The organism is Bradyrhizobium mercantei (assembly GCF_001982635.1).
Taxonomy (GTDB): Bacteria; Pseudomonadota; Alphaproteobacteria; order Rhizobiales; family Xanthobacteraceae; genus Bradyrhizobium; species Bradyrhizobium mercantei.
Map to the genome: position 1 here is coordinate 1468177 of NZ_MKFI01000001.1, position 17879 is coordinate 1486055.

Consider the following 17879-nt stretch of genomic DNA (forward strand, 5'->3'; position numbering starts at 1 on the left):
GGGTCGCCCTATTTCCTGCGCGACGCCAGGATCTTCTCGGCGGCACGCAGGTGAGGCTTATCCAGCATCTTGCCGTCCATCTTGGCGACACCCGACGGATTGTCGGCGAACGCGGCGATCACCCGCTCCGACCATGCGATCTCCTCATCGGTCGGCATGAATGCCGCGTTGACGACATCGACATGCTTGGGATGGATCACGGCCTTGGCGAGGAAGCCGTCCTGCCGCGCGGCGATCGCCTCGGCCTTCAGCGCATCGAGATCGTTGATGTCGGTCGCGATGGTGTCGATCGCCACCACCCCGGCCGCGGCCGCGCCGATCAGGCAGAGATCGCGGGCCAGAATGAAGGGTGAGTGATAGCGGCCGTCAGTGCGGTTGCGGGTAGCGCCGAGCGAGGCTGCGAGATCCTCCGCGCCCCACATCATGCCCCACAGCCGCGGGCTCATATTCTCGAAGTCGAGGATTTTCAGCACCGCGCGCGCCGTTTCGGTCGCGACCGTGACGATCCGTGTGGACCCCTGCGGGATACCTGAAGCAGCCTCGAACGCATCGAGATAGAGCGCCAGCTTGTTGACGTCGGCGGCGCCGGCGCATTTCGGCAGCACGATGCCATCGGGCTTGCCGGGCATTACGGCGGCGAGATCGCCGAGCGTCAGGTCGGTGTCGAGCGCATTGACGCGGATATAGAGCTTCTGGTCCGGATTGCGCGCATCGAGCATTGCGCGCGTGATGCCGCGCGCGACGACCTTCTGGTCCGGCGCGATGGAATCCTCGAGATCGAGGATCAGCGCATCGGCCGCGGTCTTCTTCGCGCTCTCATATTTCCGGGTGCTGTCGCCGGGAACGAACAGGAACGATCGCATCGTCTATGCCTTCGGCTTGCAGTGCATCAGGCCGGTGCGGCGGCAGCTTGCCACCACCTCACCACGCTGATTGGTCATGGTGTGCTCGAATTCGACAATGCCCTGGGTCGGGCGCGACTTGCTGGCGCGCTTGCCGATGATCTTCGTGTGCGCTTTCAGCGTGTCGCCATGGAACACCGGCTTTGGGAACTTGACGTCGGTCATGCCGAGATTGCCGACCGTGGTGCCCAGGGTCGTGTCATACACGCTCATGCCGATCATGATACCGAGCGTGTAGAGGCTGTTGAACAGCCGTTGCCCGAACTCGGTCTTCTCGGCGAAATGCGCGTCGATGTGCAACGGCTGCGGATTCATTGTCAGCAGGCTGAACATGGTGTTGTCCATTTCTGTCACGGTCCGGCTGAACTCGTGATGGAATTCCTGCCCAACCTCGAACTCCTCGAAATACAATCCAGCCATTTAACGTCCCTTGTAGTTGGGCGTCCGCTTCTCGACGAACGCATTCAGCCCTTCCTGGCAATCTTCCGTCGACGCGACCACCACGAAACTCTCCGCCGTGTTCTCGACCGAGCGGCGGAAATCGGCATCCACCGCACGCATGAAGGCGTCGCGGCCGATCTTCATGACGATCGGCGATTTCGCCGCCAGTTTGCGCGCGATCTCGCGGGCACGCGCCAGCGCGGTGCCCTTCGGCACCACTTCGCTGAGCAGGCCCATCCGAAAGGCGGTTGCCGCATCGAATGGCTCGCCGAGGAACAACGGGCCGAATGCCTGATGCTTTCCGACCAGCCGTGGCAATTGCACGAAGTGGATCGCCGGAATCAGGCCGACATCGATCTCTGGATAGCCGAAGGTCGAACTGTCGCCCGCGACGATCATGTCGCAGGAGATCGCGATGGTCATGCCGCCGGCCCGCACCGCGCCGTCGATCGCCGCGATCGTCGGCTTACCCATGCGGTACTGCGTATCGTTTAGCGCGAAGTACAGCCGCTCGAGGAATGTCTTGGTCTCGATCGCGGGCTTGCCCCTGACGATGTCGAGATCGAGACCGGCGCAAAACACCTTGTGGGCGCTGCTGATGATCACGGCGCGCACCGCCTCATCATCGCGCGCCTTCGCCAGCGCCGCCAGCAGCGCGTCGATCAGGGGAATGCTGAGCGCGTTCACCGGCGCGCGATCCAGCACGATCTCCGCAATCTGCTCAGTGACCGAGTAACGAACCAGGTTTGTGCTCATGATCTGCTACCTCCCCTCATCGCTTGGCCTGCCGCACCGCGCCCGACAGCAGCAGGCCGTCGATCTCCGCGGAGCCAAATCCAGCCTCTGTCAGCACAGCCCGGCTGTCCTGTCCAACGTCCGGCGCGGGACACAGGTGATCCTCGGACAGGCTCGCGATCCCCGGTGTCCGCGGCGAATAGACCGCGCCGACGCCCGGCGTATCCTGGCGGACCGACGCCCTGGTCGCCTCGACATGGGCATTGCGCAGCCATTCGCCGGGATTGAGGATCCGCTCCGCGATGATGTCGGCGGCGTGCAGGTACGTCAGCCAGGCGTCCGTCGGCTGCGTCCGGAACACCTCGCGCAGCTGCGGGATGAGAGCGTCGGCGGCATCGGCGCGGCGGGCGAAGTCGGCGAAGCGCGGATCGCTGGCGAGATCCTCGCGGCCGATCGCACCGCACAGCCGCTTGTATTGCGGCTCGTTCACCAGCGTCACCATCATCCAGCCGTCCTGCGTCTGGTAGGTGCCGGCCGGCACGTTCAGCGCGCGCGGCGCACCGCCCTCGAGGATGAACTCCGCGACCTTGTGACCGAGCAGCGCCGATGTCGACTGGCAAAGATTGACGTCGATCCAGCGGCCGGTGCCGACCGTTGCGCGCGCAAACAACGTCGTCGCGATCGCCTGGAAAGCGTAGACGCCGGTGACGACGTCGGAGATCGTGGTGCCGACCCGATGCGGCACGCCATCGGTGCCGACATTGACCGAGACCAGTCCCGAGAACGCCTGCGCCACCGAATCCGAGCCGGGCCGCTTGGCATAAGGCCCGCTTTGCCCGAAGCCGCTGACCGACAGGTAGACCAAGCCCGGATTGTCGCACGCCAGGCTCTCGTAGCCGAGCCCAAGCCGCTCGGCGACACCGGGGCGAAACCCTTCAATGAGCACGTCGGCCTCGCGCGCCAACCGCTGCGCGATCGCGATCCCGTCCTTGTGTTTCATGTCGAGGCACAGGCTACGCTTGCCGCGGTTGTAGACCGCCGACAGGGTCGTGTGATTGCCGTAGGTCGTGCCCAGATAGCGCGACCAGTCGCCTTCCGGCGGCTCGACCTTGATGACGTCGGCGCCATAGACCCCGAGCAGCATCGCGCAATAGGGTGAGGCGATCCCTTGCCCGAAATCGAGCACCTTCAGCCCGCGATACGGCGCCTCGTGCGTCGGCGTCAGCTTGCGTTCGCCCGCCATTTGTCCTCCCACGTCTGTCGAAGGCCTCTGGGGCATGATCCGATCGGAAACCGCTACACACTTTGCGCTAACGCGACCGTGCCGGTCCGGATCATGCCCTACAGCGCCAGATAGCGCTGCCGGATGTTGTCGTTGGCCTTCAGCTCTTCGATGGAGGATGTGTAGACGATCTGTCCCTTGTCGATAACCGTCGCGTGGCTCGCAAGGCCAAGGCAAAAATGCATGTTCTGCTCGGCGATCAATACTGTGGCACCGGTGCCCCGGAGCTGCCGCAGCAGTTCGCCGATGCGCTGCACGATGATCGGCGCCAGCCCCTCGCTCGGCTCGTCCAGCAACAGCAGCACCGGATTGCCCATCAGCGTGCGGGCGATCGCCAGCATCTGCTGCTCGCCGCCAGACAACCTTCCGGCGATCCGATAGCGCAGCGGCTCCAGCAGCGGAAACACGTCATAGACGCGGCGGATCGACCACTCATCCTCACCGCCCGGCCCCTTCTTCTGGCCGATCACGAGATTGTCCTCGACCGTGTGCTCGGGGAAGATCTGGCGATCCTCCGGCACGAAGCCGAGCCCGGCACGCGCGATGTGATGCGGCCTCATTCCGGACACCACCTGGCCGCGCAGTGTGACTTGGCCGCGGCGTGCTGGCGCCAGTCCCATGATGGCCTTCATGGTGGTCGACTTGCCGGCGCCGTTGCGGCCGAGCAGCGCCATGGTCTCGCCCTTGCGTACCGAGAGGCCGACGCCGAACAGGATCTGGCTGGTGCCGTAGTAGACGTCGAGGTCCTCGACCTGCACCACCGGCTGCATGCTCATGCCACCGCTCCCGCATGGTCGTCGCTGCCGAGATAGGCCTCGATGACGGCCTCGTTGGTGCGGATCGCGTCGGGCGTCCCGGTCGCAAGGATCCGGCCGTAGCACAGCACGACAATCTGCGGCGCGATCTTGAACACGATATCCATGTCGTGCTCGATGAACACGACCGTGATCTTCTGCTTCTCCCAGAGCTCGCGCACCTTGTCGATCATGCGCCAACGCTCCTCCGTGCCCATGCCAGCCGTGGGCTCGTCCAACAACAGCACCTTGGGCTCGAGCACCAGCGCGAGCGCAATATCGAGCAGCTTCTGGTCGCCATGCGACAGCGTCGCCGCGGTCCTGTTGCGCTTGCCGGCAAGGCCGAGCAGCTCCATTGCATGCTCGGCGCGGTCGCGCGTCTCGGCCAATGGAAAGCAGCGATGCATCACACCGGCGCGGCGCTGATCGGCACAGACCGCGGCCAGCATCGTCTCCTCGACCGTCAGCGACGGGAAGATGCTCGCAACCTGGAAGGCGCGACCGATGCCGTGGCGCACGATCTCCGGCGGCGCCCTGCCCGCCATGTCGACACCGTTCAGCAAAATCTGCCCGGCGTCGGGCCGCAGCGCGCCGGTGATCAGGTTGAAGAATGTGCTCTTGCCGGCGCCGTTGGGCCCGATCACGGCGGTGAGCGAACCGTCGGCAAAGTCGAGCGAGACGTTGTCGGTCGCCTTGACGCCGCCAAAGGATTTTGAAAGCCCGCGAATCTCCAGCATCGCTAGCCGCGCCCCTCGCCGCGTCGCTGCGCGAACCATTCGACGACAAAGTCCATCAGGCCCTTGCGCAGGCCGATGGCGAAAAACAGGATCACGACGCCGAGTACGATGCCGTGATACTCGGTCAGGCGCGTGACCGTGTCGTTGAGGATCAGCAGCAGAACCGTGCCGACCATCGGCCCGAGGAAGGTGGTCACGCCGCCGAGCATGTTGATGAAGATGCCCTCGCCCGAGATCGTCCAGTAGGCGAATTCGGGATAGGCGCCGGAGACGAACAGCGCCATGATCATGCCGCCGGTCGCGGCGAACAGCGCCGCCAGCACGAAGATCACAAGCTTCGCACGCCAGACGTCGATGCCGATGAAGCTCGCCCGCGTGGCGTTGTCGCGGATCATGCGCAGCGTGTAGCCGAACGGCGACTGCGCGATCTGGCGCATCAGGAAGAGCCCGATCACCAGCAGCGCGCAGCTCGTGATGTAGAGATGCAGATGGTTCGACAAATCGATGCCGAGAAACGGCGGCCGCGGAATGCCGCCGCGCAGGCCCTGGTCGCCGCCTGTCAGCGACTGCCACGACAGGATCGTCGAGTGGATCAGCATCTGGAACGCCAGCGTGACGAAGGCGAAGTAGATCTCCTTCAGCCGCACGCAGATTGCGCCGATCACGATGGCGACCACGAAGGTCATCGCCAGCGTGGCGACGAAGGCCACCGGGATCGCCACGCCGGTCTTCTGCATCATCAGGCCGAAGCCATAGGCGCCGAGGCCGAAGAACATGCCGTGGCCGAACGAGATCAGGCCGGTGTAGCCGACCAGCAGGTTGAGCGACGTCGCGAACAATCCGTAAGCCGCGCAGCGGATCACGAAGTCGAGCAGCTGCTTGCTGCCGAAGATGAACGGCAGCAGCGCGAGCAGGACGAAGGCCACGAGCGCAATCAGCACATCGCGGTAGCGCTGCGGTCTGGCGTCGATTCGGGGCACCTTAAGGGGCTGCGCGCCCTGCCCGGCCTGCAACTCGGTCATGCGACCTCCTTGCCGAACAGGCCTGTCGGCCGCGACACCAGAACGATCACCATGAAGAGATACATCAGCCCCTCGGTGAACAGCGGGAAGCCGAGCGATCCGAACGAGCGGATCAGGCCGATCAAGAGCGCACCGATCAATGCCCCGAGGATCGAGCCCATACCTCCGATCACCGTGACGATGAAGGACTCGATCAGCACCGAGAACCCCATGCCCGGCGTCAGCGAGCGCACCGGCGCGGCAAGCGCTCCGGCCAGGCCCGCCAGCATGCCGCCGAGGGCGAACACGCCGCCATAGATCAGCCCGGTGTTGATGCCGAGCGCGGAGACCATTCCGGGGTTATGCGCGGCCGCACGGATCACCTTGCCAATTCTTGAGCGCGCCAGTCCTAGGCCGAGAACCACCGCGGCGGCGAGCGCCACACCGATCAGCAGCAGATAATAGGGCGGCACGACGCCGCCGGCGATGAACAGCGGCGGCACCTGGAACGCGGCCGGCATGCCCATCGACCTGAATTCAGGCCCCCAGATCATGCGGACGACATCATCGAAGATCAGCACGAAGGCGTAACAGACCAGGAGCTGCATCAGCACGTCGCGGCCGTAGACCCGGCTCATGAACACGCGCTCGAAGATCAGGCCGAGGATTGCGGTACCCACTGCGCCGCTCAGGATCGCCAGCGCAAAGCTGCCGGTGAGCTGGTAGGCCGTCATCGCGAAATAGGCGCCGAACATGTAGAAGGCGCCATGGCTGAAATTGACCACCTTGAGCACGCCGAAGATCAGGGTCAGCCCGACGGCGACGAGAAACAGCAGCATGCCGATGATCAGGCCGCTGGTGGTTTGCGTCACCAGGCAGGCAGGGCTGGCGAGACAACTGGCGAGCGCGTCGAGGTCCACGGGAATCATCCATTACGGCGAGCCGCAACGCCGGCACGCGAGAAAACTCAGATGAAAGGCGGAGGCAGCTGGCTGCTTCCTCCGCCTCACATGCGGATCAGGTGTAGCCCTTGCTCTTCTTCCACTCGGCTTCGAGCTCGAAGATGGTCTTCCAGTCACCGGCCTTCACATCAGGAACGTAAGGCTCTTTCGGGATCGTGGTGCCCCAGCCGATCGCGTAGCCGACCAGCGTGTGATCGTCCGCACGCATGGTGACGGTGCCGTCGGCGCCGAACGGGCACTTGATGGTGAGCCCGGTAAGAACCTCTGCGACCTTCTTGCCATCGGTCGAGTTCGCCTTCTTGACGGCCTCGTTGAGGAACATGACCGCGGTTGCGTTCTGCCAGGACCAGTTGGTCGGATACTCGTTGTACTTCGCCTTGTAGGCATCGCCCCAGGCGGCATTCTCCGGCGTCGCCGGGAACGTCTTGATGTAGCGATCACCGGAGTGGATGCCCTTCGGCAGGTTCTTCACCACGGTGAGCGCGGTGTAGTCGGCCATGTTGACCGCGAACACCTCCATCTGGGTGAACAGCGCGTAGATGTTTGCCTGGTCGATATAGGACGTGAGATCGCCGCCCCACAGGCAGGAATACAGCGCCTGCGGCTTGGCCTGCAGGATCTTGGTCACCACCTCGGTGTAGTCGGGCTGGAACAGTTTTGGCCAGGACTCGCTGATGATCTCGACATCGGGCGCGAACTTCTTGAGGTACAGCACGAACTCGCCGGTGGTGTCGCGGCCGTAGGCATAGTCAGGCGAACAGGTCGCCCACTTCTTCAGGCCCTTGGCCTTGGCGATCCCTGCCGCGTAGCCGGCGCCGACGATCGAGTCATGAATACCCTGCCGAACGCAACGGAAGGCGTTCGGGATGTGTTGCTTGGGATCGGCCGTCAGCGACGAGGCTTCCGAGCAGGTGTGGATGCAGAGCACGCCGAGATCGCGCGCCACCTCGTGAACCGCGAACGATCCCGACGATGCCTCACCGTCCAGCAGCATCTCGCAGCCGTCGGTATTGACGAGCTCGCGGGCGATACGCGCGGCTTCCTGCGGCTGTCCCTTGGAGTCGCGGATCACCATCTCGATCTGTCGCCCGGCAAGGCCGCCGGCAGCATTGACCTTCTCGACTTCCAGCATCACCGCATTGCGCGAGGAGGTGCCGAGCTGCGCGACGCGGCCCGACAGAATGGTCGGCATGCCGATCTTGATCGTCTTGGCCTGCGCGCGCGCCACCCATGGCGCGGCCAAGGTCGCCGCGCCGGCGCCCATCAGCGCAAGCGTGGCGCGCCGGCTGATGCCCGGCTTCCGCGTCTTCTTCATATTCCCCTCCCTGTCGGGTCGCGTTCCCAAAATCGCTTGCGGAGATCGTTCCGTCTCCATGGCCACAATGTTTTCAGAGCAAGGGGGGTGACGTCAAGCCAAATATGAATTACGAGTCATAGTTCATCTAGGGAGAACACGGCGCCGGAAATCGGCCCGACGGGCGGCAAATGATCAATCTTTCCAGCTTCATCGCATTTCACGCCAGGCGGACTCCGGACCGCTGTGCGCTGAAATATCGCGGCGAGGACGTCTCCTACGCCGACTTTGACCTGCGGATCCGGCAAGTCGGCGGCTGGCTCACGGCACGCGGGATTGCGCCCGGCGATGTCGTCGCTGTCCTGATGAAGAACAGCACGGCCTTTCTCGAGCTGGTGTTCGCGACCAGCCATATCGGCGCGGTGTTCCTGCCGATCAACTATCGCCTGTCGGCCGATGAAGTCGGTTACATCGTCGGCAATTCCGGCGCGCGCCTGCTGGTCGCCGACGAGGAATTTGCCGCGATCGCAAGCGGCGGTGCGCCTGTCGTGCTGCTCGATGAAGTCGCGCAATCCAGCGTCACCAACCTTGCACCCGACATCGCACCGGCGCCGATCCATGTGCGCCGGCCGCGCGACCTGATGCGGCTGATGTACACCTCGGGCACGACGGATCGGCCCAAAGGGGTGATGCTCACCTACGAGAACATCTACTGGAAATCCGCCGACCAGACCCTGGTGCTCGGACTGAATGCCGACACGCGGCTGCTCGTGGTCGGTCCGCTCTATCATGTTGGCGCGCTCGACCTGCCCGGCATCGCCGTGCTCTGGCATGGCGGCATGCTGTGCATCCACCGCAGCTTCGAGCCCGAGCCGGCGCTCGCCGCCATCGAGCGCGAAAAACTCAACGCCGCATGGTTCGCACCGGTCATGACCACGGCCCTCCTCACCTGTCCGAACCGCGACCGCTACGACGTCTCCAGCCTGCGCTGGGCGATCGGCGGCGGCGAGAAGACACCGGAGGTCCGCATCCGCGCCTTCTCGGATTATTTCAAGAACGCGCGCTACATCGATGCCTACGGCCTCACCGAAAGCTGCGGCGGCGATACCTTCATGGACGCAGGCCGCGAGATCGAGAAGATCGGCTCGACCGGCCGCGCCATCGCCCATGTCGAGATCGAGATCCGCGACGATGCCGGCAAGCGACTGCCTGCCGACCAGGACGGCGAGATCTGCCTGCGCGGCCCGAAGGTCACGCAGGGCTATTGGAAGGATCAGGAGAAGACCGCATCGGCATTCTTCGGCGACTGGTTCCGCACCGGCGACATCGGCTATCTCGACGATGACGGCTTTCTCTATCTGACCGACCGCAAGAAGGACATGATCATCTCCGGCGGCGAGAACATCGCCTCCTCCGAGGTCGAGCGCGTCATCTATGAAATGCCTGAGGTGCGCGAGGTCGCGGTGATAGGCCTGCCGGACGCGCGCTGGGGTGAGAAGCCGGTCGCCATCGTGGTGCTCGCCGACGACGCCAGGCTCGATCTCCCAAATCTTGCCGATTTCTGCCGCTCGCGGCTCGCCGCCTTCAAGGTGCCACGGCAACTCATCATCCGAGACAGCCTGCCGCGCAATCCATCCGGCAAGGTGCTCAAACGCGTGCTCCGCGCCGAACTCGAGGCCTCCGCATGACACAAGCGACATCCGCCAAGGTGACCAAACTCAACCGGGTCGAGCGCAACGCCTGGACCAAGCAGAAGATCTTCGACGCCGCGACCAAGATCGTCGGCAAATACGGCTATGCCGAAGCCTCGGTTGCCCGCATCACCGAAGCCGCCGGTGTCGCGCAGGGCACCTTTTACAACCACTTCGAGAATCGCCAGGAACTGCTCGACCAGCTGCTGCCGAAGATCGGCCTCGACATGGTCCGCTTCATCCATGCCCGCACCGGCACCGCCAGCGAAGCCCGCCAGGAGGTCGAGCGCTTCAGCGCCTTCTTCGATTTCATCCGCGAAGTGCCGGAGTTTCTCCGCATCCTCAACGAAGCCGAGTTCTTCGCGCCGATCGGCTACCAGAAGCATTTCGACAACATCTCGAACGCCTACGTCCGGATCCTCCAGCGCGCGCGCGCCGCGGGCGCGACCAACGATTTCAGCGACGAGGAATTCGAGGCCATCGTCCAGGTCCTGATGGGCGCGCGCGGTTATCTCAGCCGCCGCTACTCCTATTCCGAGCGCGGCGTCACCGCCGTGCCCGACTATGTCATCACGGCGTACCAGAAGCTGGTGACGCGCGGCCTGTTCACCACGAGCGACAAGGGAAGAAAGTCATGAGTGCTGATGGCACCATCCTCGTCACCGGCGGCAGCCGCGGCATTGGCGCCGCCACCGCCACGCTGCTCGCCGACCAAGGGCATCGCGTCGTCATCGTCGACATCGCGCCCGAGCCGTTGGTCGGTACAGCGGCCATCCTGTGGCCCGCGCCGTTCGACGTCGCGAGCGAGAGCGCCGTCGTCGCCGGCATCGCCGATATCGAGAAGGCGCACGGCCCGATCACCGGCCTCGTCAACGCGGCCGGCGTGTTCGGCAAGATGCACACGATCGACCGGGTGCGGATGGAGCAATGGGACCGCGAGGTCAACATCGACCTGCGCGGCACCTTCCTGGTCGCGCGCAGCGTCGGCATCGGCATGGCGAAGCGGCGTCACGGCGCGATCGTCAATGTCGCCTCGGTGGCCGGCATGACGTCGGGTCCGATCCATGCCTATACCGCGGCGAAGGCCGGCGTCATCCAGATCACGCAGACGCTCGCGGCCGAATGGGGACGGAGCGGCGTGCGCGTCAACGCGGTGTCGCCCGGCTTCACCCGCACGGCTGCGCTTGAAGCAGGTATCGCGTCGGGCGCCCTGAACAAGGACCTGCTGGCGAGCCCCACCGCGATGAACCGGCTGGTCGAGCCGATCGAAGTGGCGCAGGCGATCGCCTGGCTGCTCTCGCCGCAGAGCAGCGGCGTGACCGGCATCAACCTGCCGGTCGATGCCGGCTACATCGCAGGCACCACTTGGGCCGCCTATGGCGGCCTGCCGGACGCTCCACGCAGCTGAGGACAATCCATGAATATCGAGCTTTCGCGCCAACACCTCGATTTATCCTCCGCCATTGCTGAGGGCGACATCCGCGTGCTGCTAATGGTGCTGGTGCACATGACCGGCGACGAGAAGTGGCTCGAGCCGCCCTACAAGCCCAAGCGCGACGTCCGCCTGATCCCCGATCCGGATGCCGGCGTGCCGAAGGAGATCCAGGACGAGATCCGCGCCGCCGTGCTGAACCTGTTCGCGAGCGGGACGCCGAAGCCCGTCATCACCGATCCCGGCGATGAGCTGATGCTGCGGATGATGCGCGCGACGCTCGGCGAGGACGTCACGCCCGAATATGCCCCGCTGATGCGGGAGGAGATGGGATTCGTTCCCCGCGAAGCCCGCTGGCGCGAGCGCCCGTCGGGCGAAAAGCTGGCGCAGCAGCACGTACTGATCGTCGGTGCCGGAGTCTGCGCGATTGCGCTTGGCGTTGCGCTGGGGCGGCTCGGAATTCCCTACACGATCGTCGAGAAGCAGGACGAGATCGGCGGCACCTGGTACGTCAACCGCTATCCCGGCTGCGGCGTCGATACGCCGAACCATTCCTATTCCTTCTCCTTCGGTGCTCGCAATCCGTGGACGCGCTATTTCGCGCAGCGCCAGGAATTGCTGGATTATCTGCTCAAAGTCGTGCGCGAGTACGACATCCGCAAGCACGTCCGTCTCTCGACCGAGCTCGTCGCTTCGCGGTGGGACGAAGCCAAGCGCCGCTGGATTTCGACGCTGAAGACCGCGGACAGCGAGGAGAGTTTCGAATCCACCGCGCTGGTCAGCGCGATCGGCCAGCTCAACGATCCCCTGCCCGCCCGCTTTAACGGCGACGAGGATTTCACCGGCCTCAAGGTCCATTCGGCGCTGTGGTCCGACGACATCAAGCTCGACGGCAAGCATGTCGCCGTGATCGGCACCGGCGCGACCGCGATGCAGCTGGTGCCGTCGATCGCCGATCGCGTCGCCTCGGTCACCGTCTATCAGCGCACCGCGCAATGGGCGCGGCCGGTGAAGGGCTATTCCGATCCGATTACCGAGGGCGCGCAGTGGCTGCTCGCCCATCTGCCGTTCTATGTGCAGTGGTATCGCTTCAACATGTTTTGGCGTTACGGCGACGGGCTACTGCCGTTCCTGCGCAAGGATCCGGCCTGGCCGCATCCCGACCGGGCCGTCAACAAGGGCAATGACCGGCATCGCCAGGAACTGGCCGAGTTCATCCTCTCCGAATTGAAGGATCGCCCCGACCTGATCGAGAGGTGCATGCCGACCTATCCGCCCTATGGCAAGCGCATCCTGCTCGACAACAACTGGTTCAAGACGTTGACCAAACCGAATGTCGAGCTGGTCACCGACACGATCGACCATTTCGCACCGGAAGGAATCGTCACGGCCGACGGCACATCGCGCGAGCACGACATCATCGTGATCTCGACCGGCTTCAAGGTCTCGGAGATGGCGGCACGCCTCAACATCACCGGGCGCGACGGCAAGAACCTCAAGCAGGTCTGGAGCCACGACAATCCGACCGCTTATCTCGGCCTCACCGTGCCTGACTTCCCAAATCTGTTTCTGATGCTCGGTCCCAACTCGGGGCCGGCGCATGGCGGCAGCGTGATCTTTCAGTCGGAATGCCAGAGCCGCTACATCTCCGCGTGTCTGGTCGAGATGATCGAGAACGCCATCGCAGCGATCGACGTCGATCCACGCGCGCATGACGAATACATCCGCAATGTCGATGCCGAGCATGAGCAACTCATCTGGACGCATCCGGGAATGACGACCTACTACCGCAACAGCCGCGGTCGCGTGTTCTCGGCGATGCCGTGGCGGTTCGTGGACTACTGGAAAATGACGCACGATCCGGATTTCACGCAGTATCGAAAGACCAAGGCGCGACAGGAAAGCTGACCTGAAATACCCCGCTCGTTAACTTGACAGCAGGGCATAACTGCCGCAGCATTTCGATGACTGCACCTGTCGGGGTGCTGGAGCGTCTGCTCCTCGCGTCGCAGGAATTGACGGACGATTATGGGATCGGCCGCCAGGCAGCAGAAAGCGGACAGAGGTCCGTCGGCCCACCCTTGGAGAGGAGCATGACGCCACCGGCGAAAGCCAGCGACCTTGCTCAGCGGCAAGGTCTCGGTGCACGTGAGGCTGATAGCAGCTGCTAGCTGCGTGCACTGCCGACAATCTGAACATATCCGCAGGACGAGAGCGCAAAGGCCAAGCGCTTTTGGGTCCAGAAACACCACTGGTCTATACCAGAGATCCTTCGCTAAAACGAAGTAGCAGGGCCCCGCGATGCTTGACTGCACCGGGGCCCGTTCGTTTGAGTGCCATCCCTCTATCGTCGCCTCATTGCGTCACCGCACGGGATCAGGAACAATTGTCCTGACCGGATCAGGAGCGATGATGGAAAAGCCGCTTGTACGCATCTACACCGACTACAAGTCTCCCTACGCCTATGTCGCCAACAAGCGGCTATTCGAACTCGAGGAGGTCTACGGCGTCGAGCTGCAATGGCTGCCCTACACGCTGCGCATTCCCGAGTTCATGGGCACGGTCGAGGCGCGCACGCCGCATTTCTGGCGCAAGGTGCGCTACGCCTATATGGATGCGCGACGGTTCGCCAACGCGCAGGGGCTCACCATGAAGGGGCCGCGCCGGATCTACGACGCCTTCTACGCCAGCGCCGGGATGCTGTTCGCGCAGCGCCATGGGCTGTTCCGGCCCTATCATGACACGGTGTTCCAGAAATTCTGGAACCACGAGCTGGAGATCGACGAGTTGTCGGAGATTGCCGCCGTGATTGCCGCGATCGGTGGTTCCGTCGACGCTTTCGAGTCCTACGTTCACGGCCCCGCCCGCGCCGAGCACGATCGCATCATCGATGAGGCCGAGGCGCTCGGCGTGTTCGGTGTTCCAACCATGGTGTTCAACGGCGAGCTGTTCTGGGGCGGCGACCGCATCGACATGCTGACCGAGCGGATCAAGAAACCCGAGACGATCGCCGTCGCGCTCGGCAGCAGGCACCGGACCTGAGTTCACGTGGTTTTGAACCTGATTGCCGTGATCGATCAGCCGCCATCCAGGTCCGCCCAGCACCCGGTGCGTTCCAGCACCGGCTTCAATGCCGCGCGATCGTCGGCAGCGAGCGCGGCAAACTTCGTGCGCAGCTGCTGCAGGCACTTGACCTGATATTTGAACGGCGCCAGCGCGTAAGGCAGTCCCCAGACGTTGAGCTCAAGGCGCTCGAGGCCTTTCGCGAATGCATCCGCATTGGCAGCAAGGAAAGGCAGATAGAGTTCGCCCGCGATCCGCAGCAGCGCCTCGGCGAATCCGCCGAGCGCCTGCTCACGCGGATACCAGTGGCCCTCGACGCCGGACGCATCATCGAGCCGCCGCACCCAATGATCGGTGAACGGCGCACGCTGCCGCATGATCCGCATCGGAGTCGGGTCGGTCGCCATCTCGCTGAGCTGGCCGAACCAGGCGAAATCCGCCAGCGATGGCCGGCTGCCGAATAGATAGCTCGTCATGCCGACATGCGGCTCGAACGCCGCAAGCGTCCGGCGATAGCTCTCCTCAAGCAGTGGTCTGTTCTCGTCCGTCGCGCCTAGAATGCCCATGCGCGAAATCTGCCGCTGCCGGAATTCCTCGATCTCCTCGCGGCTGCCGGCCTCGGCTTCCGAGGTCGACCATTCCTCGCCGGCCCAGCGCGACACATAGGCCTGGTCTTCCGGATCCCACCAGCGATAGAGAAACAGCGGTTTCACCGCCCATTCGTCGGCGAGGTCCTCGAGCAGATCGCAGACGAATGCGACGGCCTGGTCCTCGGGGATGACCGAGCGTCCCTGGCAGCGCGCTTCCAGATCATAGGCGAGCGTCGTCGTCTCGCCGCGGTAGCTACCGTCGGGATATTGCAGCACCGGGATCAGCATCGGCTTCAGATGCGCGGTCGCCTCGCGCAGCGCCTTGGTCATGATCACCCAGTCGTGCGGAATCCGCCGGTAGCGCATCAGCGCGCGTAGCTTGATCGCATAAGGCGATGCGGTCGAACCGATCAGGCGATAGCGGCCTTCCGTCATGACGATTGCTCCGAAAACGCCGGATTGCCGTAGGGGTAGAACCGCGTGAGGTCGACATTCCTGTAAGGCAGCTTGTCGAGACGCGTGGTGCCGAGGAACGGTTGCTCGGGCTCGACCAGCAGGATCGTCCTGGCAAAGCCATTGTCGTCAAAGCCGCGCCGGAAATGCACCCGCGACTTGATCGCCATCACCTCGAAGCTGCCAATGTCTGGCACCAGCGCCTTCAGCGAGAACGGCTCCATCACCTGCACCAGATAGGTGGAGAGGATCAGCACATTGTTGCGCCCGAAGCGCACGCAGACCCAGAACTGCCCATAGCCCTCGCCCGCGGCCGAGATGGTGCCCTGAATGCGAACGGGATCGCCCGCCGACTCGTCGGCGCGACCGCCGATCTCCATGTCGAAGGCATCGCCGGCCTTGGCGCCGGCCGCCTTCAGGCTGGCCGTTGCCTTGGCATCCGCAATGGTCGCGATGACAGTGTTGGCGAGGTCCTGCGCGATGATCTCGCGCAGCAGCCAGGTCGCCGATCCCGAGCGGTCGCTGTGATCGGCCAGCACCACCGGCGTGCTGCCATCGGCTGTTGCCTGCTTTGCCAGCGTCACACCTTCGGCAATGCCGTGCAATTTGGTCGACTGCAGCAGCGCTTCGCGCAGGCGCCAGATCGTGCCTGCAAGATCGCGCGCGACCTGCTCGGCAAGCTTCGGGTTGCCGTTGGTCAGCACCTGCACGGTCATGCCGACATCCGGCACATCGGCGAACGGGAAGCCGAAGAAGATGTTGACGTAGACGTCGACCTCGCGGGCCTCCCAGACCAGCGCGCGCTGCACGAGATCCATCCACGGACGCGCCCCGGTCCATTGCAGCACGGTGGGCGAGATCACCGGAACCTTGATGGTTTTATGCGCCGGCTTGTAGTCGCCGCGGATCGCCCGCACCAGCATCCGCGCCGCCCGCTCGCCCTGCAGATGCGCGTCGTAATGCGGGAAATATTTAACCGCGAACGCCATGTCCGCCTGTTCGAGGAACGCCTCGTCCTCATTGCCGTGCGGGTCGAAGGTCGCCGCGATGAAGGCGGAGCGGCCAACTACCTCGCGGACCTGCCGCGCCAGATCGGCCTCCGGCCGCGGCACGTCGCGCACGGCCATGGCGCCATGCAGGCACAGATAGACACCGTCGAACGGCCCCTCCTCCTTCAGCCCTGCGATCATCTTGCCGGTGAAGGTGCGATAGGCTTCCTGGGTGATCCAGCCCGATCCGGTGTAGGTTTTCGGCCAGAGCGGGGATTCGATGCCAACCAGCTCCACCTCGGAGAACTCGCGCGCCACCTGCACGAAGCCGCCCATGTAGTTCTTGGGATCGAATTGCAGCAGCGCCTCGCCCTTGGCCGGCGAGCCGGGATAGATGAAGTCGTCGAGCGTGGTCTCGTTCGGCAGGAACGAGACGGTTTCGTGGGAGAAATGCAGGACGGCGATACGTATCTTGCGATCGCTCATTTTGGTGCGCCTCGGCTGTTTTGCCGCAGTGTGGCATCGAAGACGCGGCGCGCCAATCCGCATTCGGTTTTCGCCCGACAGACCTGCAAATACGCAGACGCACGCGAGCTTGCCGCCGCGCGGATTCTGCTATGTTCCGCGGCTACAATCAGGCCTCGGCCCAGATTTCCCAAGGAGAGAACGCCATGAATCCCCCCGTCAGCTCGCCCGCGATCAAGGTCGTCAAATCCGTTCGCGAGCAGGTGAGCGCCGAGGAGTGGCAGGCCCGCGTCGATCTCGCCGCTTGCTATCGGCTGACGGCGATGTACGGCATGACCGAGATGATCGCGAACCACATCTCGTGCCGGGTACCCGGCACCACCGACCAGTTCCTGATCAACGCCTACGGCATGCTGTATGAGGAGATCGACGCCTCCAGCCTGATCAAGGTCGACGTCGAGGGCAATACGCTACTCAACGCGACCGACTATGACGTCAATGTCGCGGGCTTCGTCATTCACAGCGCCATCCATATGGCCAAGCACGACATGGACTGCGTCGCGCACACCCACACCCCCGCCGGCATGGCGGTCTCGGCGATGGAATGCGGCCTGCTGCCGCTCGCGCAGACCTCGATGCGCTTCCTGCACATCGCCTATCACGACTTCGAAGGCATCGCCGACAATGTCGACGAGCGCGAGCGGCTGGTCCGCGACCTCGGCGATAACGAGGCGATGATCCTGCGCAACCATGGCCTGTTGGTCGTCGGCCGCACCGTGCCTGCCGCCTTCAACGTACTATTCCGCCTCGAGCGCGCCTGCCAGACCCAGGTGATGGCGTTGTCCTGCAACACCAAGCTGATCTATCCGCCGCAAAACATTCTCGAAGACACCTATGAGCGGATGCTGCCGAAGCCCGGCCGCGCCGCGCGCAACGGCGAGCTCGCCTGGCCGGCGCTGCTGCGCAAGCTCGATCGGGCCGATCCATCGTATCGGGATTGAGGCCGTTGAGCGCAAAGCACCGTTCTCGATAGCGGTGTCGTCCCTGC

The 17879-nt window shown here is 64.1% G+C and carries 17 protein-coding genes; 6 read left to right on the forward strand and 11 right to left on the reverse strand.

Annotation, left to right across the window (positions count from 1 at the left end; translation table 11 throughout):
• Positions 1-8: 8 nt before the first annotated feature.
• From BI327_RS07155 to BI327_RS07195, 9 genes are all read right to left on the reverse strand, one after another.
• Positions 9-863, reverse strand: a complete 855-nt coding sequence (locus BI327_RS07155; RefSeq protein ID WP_076858994.1) for an HpcH/HpaI aldolase/citrate lyase family protein — start codon at positions 861-863, stop codon at positions 9-11.
• 3 nt (positions 864-866) lie between these two features.
• Entirely contained in the window at positions 867-1322 is a 456-nt protein-coding gene (locus BI327_RS07160) for a MaoC family dehydratase (protein WP_076858995.1), read from the reverse strand.
• Positions 1323-2099: an enoyl-CoA hydratase/isomerase family protein gene (locus BI327_RS07165; RefSeq protein WP_076858996.1), complete on the reverse strand. Its 777-nt coding sequence runs from the start codon at positions 2097-2099 to the stop codon at positions 1323-1325.
• A 16-nt stretch (positions 2100-2115) separates the two neighbouring features.
• A complete protein-coding gene (locus BI327_RS07170) occupies positions 2116-3321 on the reverse strand; it encodes a CaiB/BaiF CoA transferase family protein (protein ID WP_076858997.1) in 1206 nt (401 codons plus the stop codon).
• 98 nt (positions 3322-3419) lie between these two features.
• Positions 3420-4136 (reverse strand): ABC transporter ATP-binding protein, encoded by a 717-nt coding sequence (locus BI327_RS07175; protein WP_076858998.1) that lies wholly within the window; start codon positions 4134-4136, stop codon positions 3420-3422.
• Positions 4133-4891: an ABC transporter ATP-binding protein gene (locus BI327_RS07180; protein ID WP_076858999.1), complete on the reverse strand. Its 759-nt coding sequence runs from the start codon at positions 4889-4891 to the stop codon at positions 4133-4135. The genes BI327_RS07175 and BI327_RS07180 overlap by 4 nt, the downstream gene beginning before the upstream one ends.
• Before the next feature lie 2 nt (positions 4892-4893).
• A complete protein-coding gene (locus BI327_RS07185) occupies positions 4894-5913 on the reverse strand; it encodes a branched-chain amino acid ABC transporter permease (RefSeq protein WP_076859000.1) in 1020 nt (339 codons plus the stop codon).
• Positions 5910-6812, reverse strand: coding sequence for a branched-chain amino acid ABC transporter permease (locus tag BI327_RS07190; protein ID WP_076859299.1), 903 nt, complete (start codon positions 6810-6812; stop codon positions 5910-5912). The genes BI327_RS07185 and BI327_RS07190 overlap by 4 nt, the downstream gene beginning before the upstream one ends.
• A 97-nt stretch (positions 6813-6909) precedes the next feature.
• Positions 6910-8169, reverse strand: coding sequence for an ABC transporter substrate-binding protein (locus BI327_RS07195; protein WP_076859001.1), 1260 nt, complete (start codon positions 8167-8169; stop codon positions 6910-6912).
• 170 nt (positions 8170-8339) lie between these two features.
• Here BI327_RS07195 and BI327_RS07200 point away from each other — a divergent pair, with 170 nt between their 5' ends.
• The 5 genes from BI327_RS07200 (at position 8340) to BI327_RS07220 (ending at position 14313) form a co-directional block, all read left to right on the forward strand.
• Positions 8340-9836 (forward strand): AMP-binding protein, encoded by a 1497-nt coding sequence (locus BI327_RS07200; protein ID WP_076859002.1) that lies wholly within the window; start codon positions 8340-8342, stop codon positions 9834-9836.
• Positions 9833-10477: a TetR/AcrR family transcriptional regulator gene (locus tag BI327_RS07205; RefSeq protein WP_076859003.1), complete on the forward strand. Its 645-nt coding sequence runs from the start codon at positions 9833-9835 to the stop codon at positions 10475-10477. The genes BI327_RS07200 and BI327_RS07205 overlap by 4 nt, the downstream gene beginning before the upstream one ends.
• Positions 10474-11247, forward strand: coding sequence for an SDR family NAD(P)-dependent oxidoreductase (locus BI327_RS07210; protein ID WP_076859004.1), 774 nt, complete (start codon positions 10474-10476; stop codon positions 11245-11247). Before BI327_RS07205 ends, BI327_RS07210 begins: the two co-directional genes overlap by 4 nt.
• A gap of 9 nt (positions 11248-11256) precedes the next feature.
• The gene (locus BI327_RS07215) at positions 11257-13179 is read left to right on the forward strand and encodes a flavin-containing monooxygenase (RefSeq protein WP_076859005.1); all 1923 of its coding nucleotides are present in this window, start codon (positions 11257-11259) and stop codon (positions 13177-13179) included.
• Positions 13180-13683: 504 nt separating this feature from the next.
• Positions 13684-14313 (forward strand): 2-hydroxychromene-2-carboxylate isomerase, encoded by a 630-nt coding sequence (locus BI327_RS07220; RefSeq protein ID WP_076859301.1) that lies wholly within the window; start codon positions 13684-13686, stop codon positions 14311-14313.
• A 35-nt stretch (positions 14314-14348) separates the two neighbouring features.
• On the opposite strand, the gene BI327_RS07225 is transcribed toward BI327_RS07220, so the two are convergent.
• Together BI327_RS07225 and BI327_RS07230 are read right to left on the reverse strand one after the other, a co-directional pair.
• Positions 14349-15359 (reverse strand): glutathione S-transferase N-terminal domain-containing protein, encoded by a 1011-nt coding sequence (locus BI327_RS07225; protein ID WP_076859006.1) that lies wholly within the window; start codon positions 15357-15359, stop codon positions 14349-14351.
• Positions 15356-16852 carry a M81 family metallopeptidase gene (locus tag BI327_RS07230; RefSeq protein ID WP_076859007.1) on the reverse strand — a complete coding sequence of 499 codons (1497 nt, stop codon included), beginning with the start codon at positions 16850-16852 and terminating at the stop codon, positions 15356-15358. Before BI327_RS07230 ends, BI327_RS07225 begins: the two co-directional genes overlap by 4 nt.
• 185 nt (positions 16853-17037) lie before the next feature.
• On the opposite strand from BI327_RS07230, the gene BI327_RS07235 reads away from it, so the two are divergent.
• A complete protein-coding gene (locus BI327_RS07235; RefSeq protein ID WP_021080321.1) occupies positions 17038-17832 on the forward strand; it encodes a class II aldolase/adducin family protein in 795 nt (264 codons plus the stop codon).
• Positions 17833-17879 lie beyond the last annotated feature (47 nt).

Coding starts and splice junctions, on each gene's coding strand:
- BI327_RS07155 (WP_076858994.1), bottom strand. CDS start 863: ATGCGATCGTTCCTGTTCGTTCCCGGCGACAGCACCCGGAAATATGAG.
- BI327_RS07160 (WP_076858995.1), bottom strand. CDS start 1,322: ATGGCTGGATTGTATTTCGAGGAGTTCGAGGTTGGGCAGGAATTCCAT.
- BI327_RS07165 (WP_076858996.1), bottom strand. CDS start 2,099: ATGAGCACAAACCTGGTTCGTTACTCGGTCACTGAGCAGATTGCGGAG.
- BI327_RS07170 (WP_076858997.1), bottom strand. CDS start 3,321: ATGGCGGGCGAACGCAAGCTGACGCCGACGCACGAGGCGCCGTATCGC.
- BI327_RS07175 (WP_076858998.1), bottom strand. CDS start 4,136: ATGAGCATGCAGCCGGTGGTGCAGGTCGAGGACCTCGACGTCTACTAC.
- BI327_RS07180 (WP_076858999.1), bottom strand. CDS start 4,891: ATGCTGGAGATTCGCGGGCTTTCAAAATCCTTTGGCGGCGTCAAGGCG.
- BI327_RS07185 (WP_076859000.1), bottom strand. CDS start 5,913: ATGACCGAGTTGCAGGCCGGGCAGGGCGCGCAGCCCCTTAAGGTGCCC.
- BI327_RS07195 (WP_076859001.1), bottom strand. CDS start 8,169: ATGAAGAAGACGCGGAAGCCGGGCATCAGCCGGCGCGCCACGCTTGCG.
- BI327_RS07200 (WP_076859002.1), top strand. CDS start 8,340: ATGATCAATCTTTCCAGCTTCATCGCATTTCACGCCAGGCGGACTCCG.
- BI327_RS07205 (WP_076859003.1), top strand. CDS start 9,833: ATGACACAAGCGACATCCGCCAAGGTGACCAAACTCAACCGGGTCGAG.
- BI327_RS07210 (WP_076859004.1), top strand. CDS start 10,474: ATGAGTGCTGATGGCACCATCCTCGTCACCGGCGGCAGCCGCGGCATT.
- BI327_RS07215 (WP_076859005.1), top strand. CDS start 11,257: ATGAATATCGAGCTTTCGCGCCAACACCTCGATTTATCCTCCGCCATT.
- BI327_RS07220 (WP_076859301.1), top strand. CDS start 13,684: ATGGAAAAGCCGCTTGTACGCATCTACACCGACTACAAGTCTCCCTAC.
- BI327_RS07225 (WP_076859006.1), bottom strand. CDS start 15,359: ATGACGGAAGGCCGCTATCGCCTGATCGGTTCGACCGCATCGCCTTAT.
- BI327_RS07230 (WP_076859007.1), bottom strand. CDS start 16,852: ATGAGCGATCGCAAGATACGTATCGCCGTCCTGCATTTCTCCCACGAA.
- BI327_RS07235 (WP_021080321.1), top strand. CDS start 17,038: ATGAATCCCCCCGTCAGCTCGCCCGCGATCAAGGTCGTCAAATCCGTT.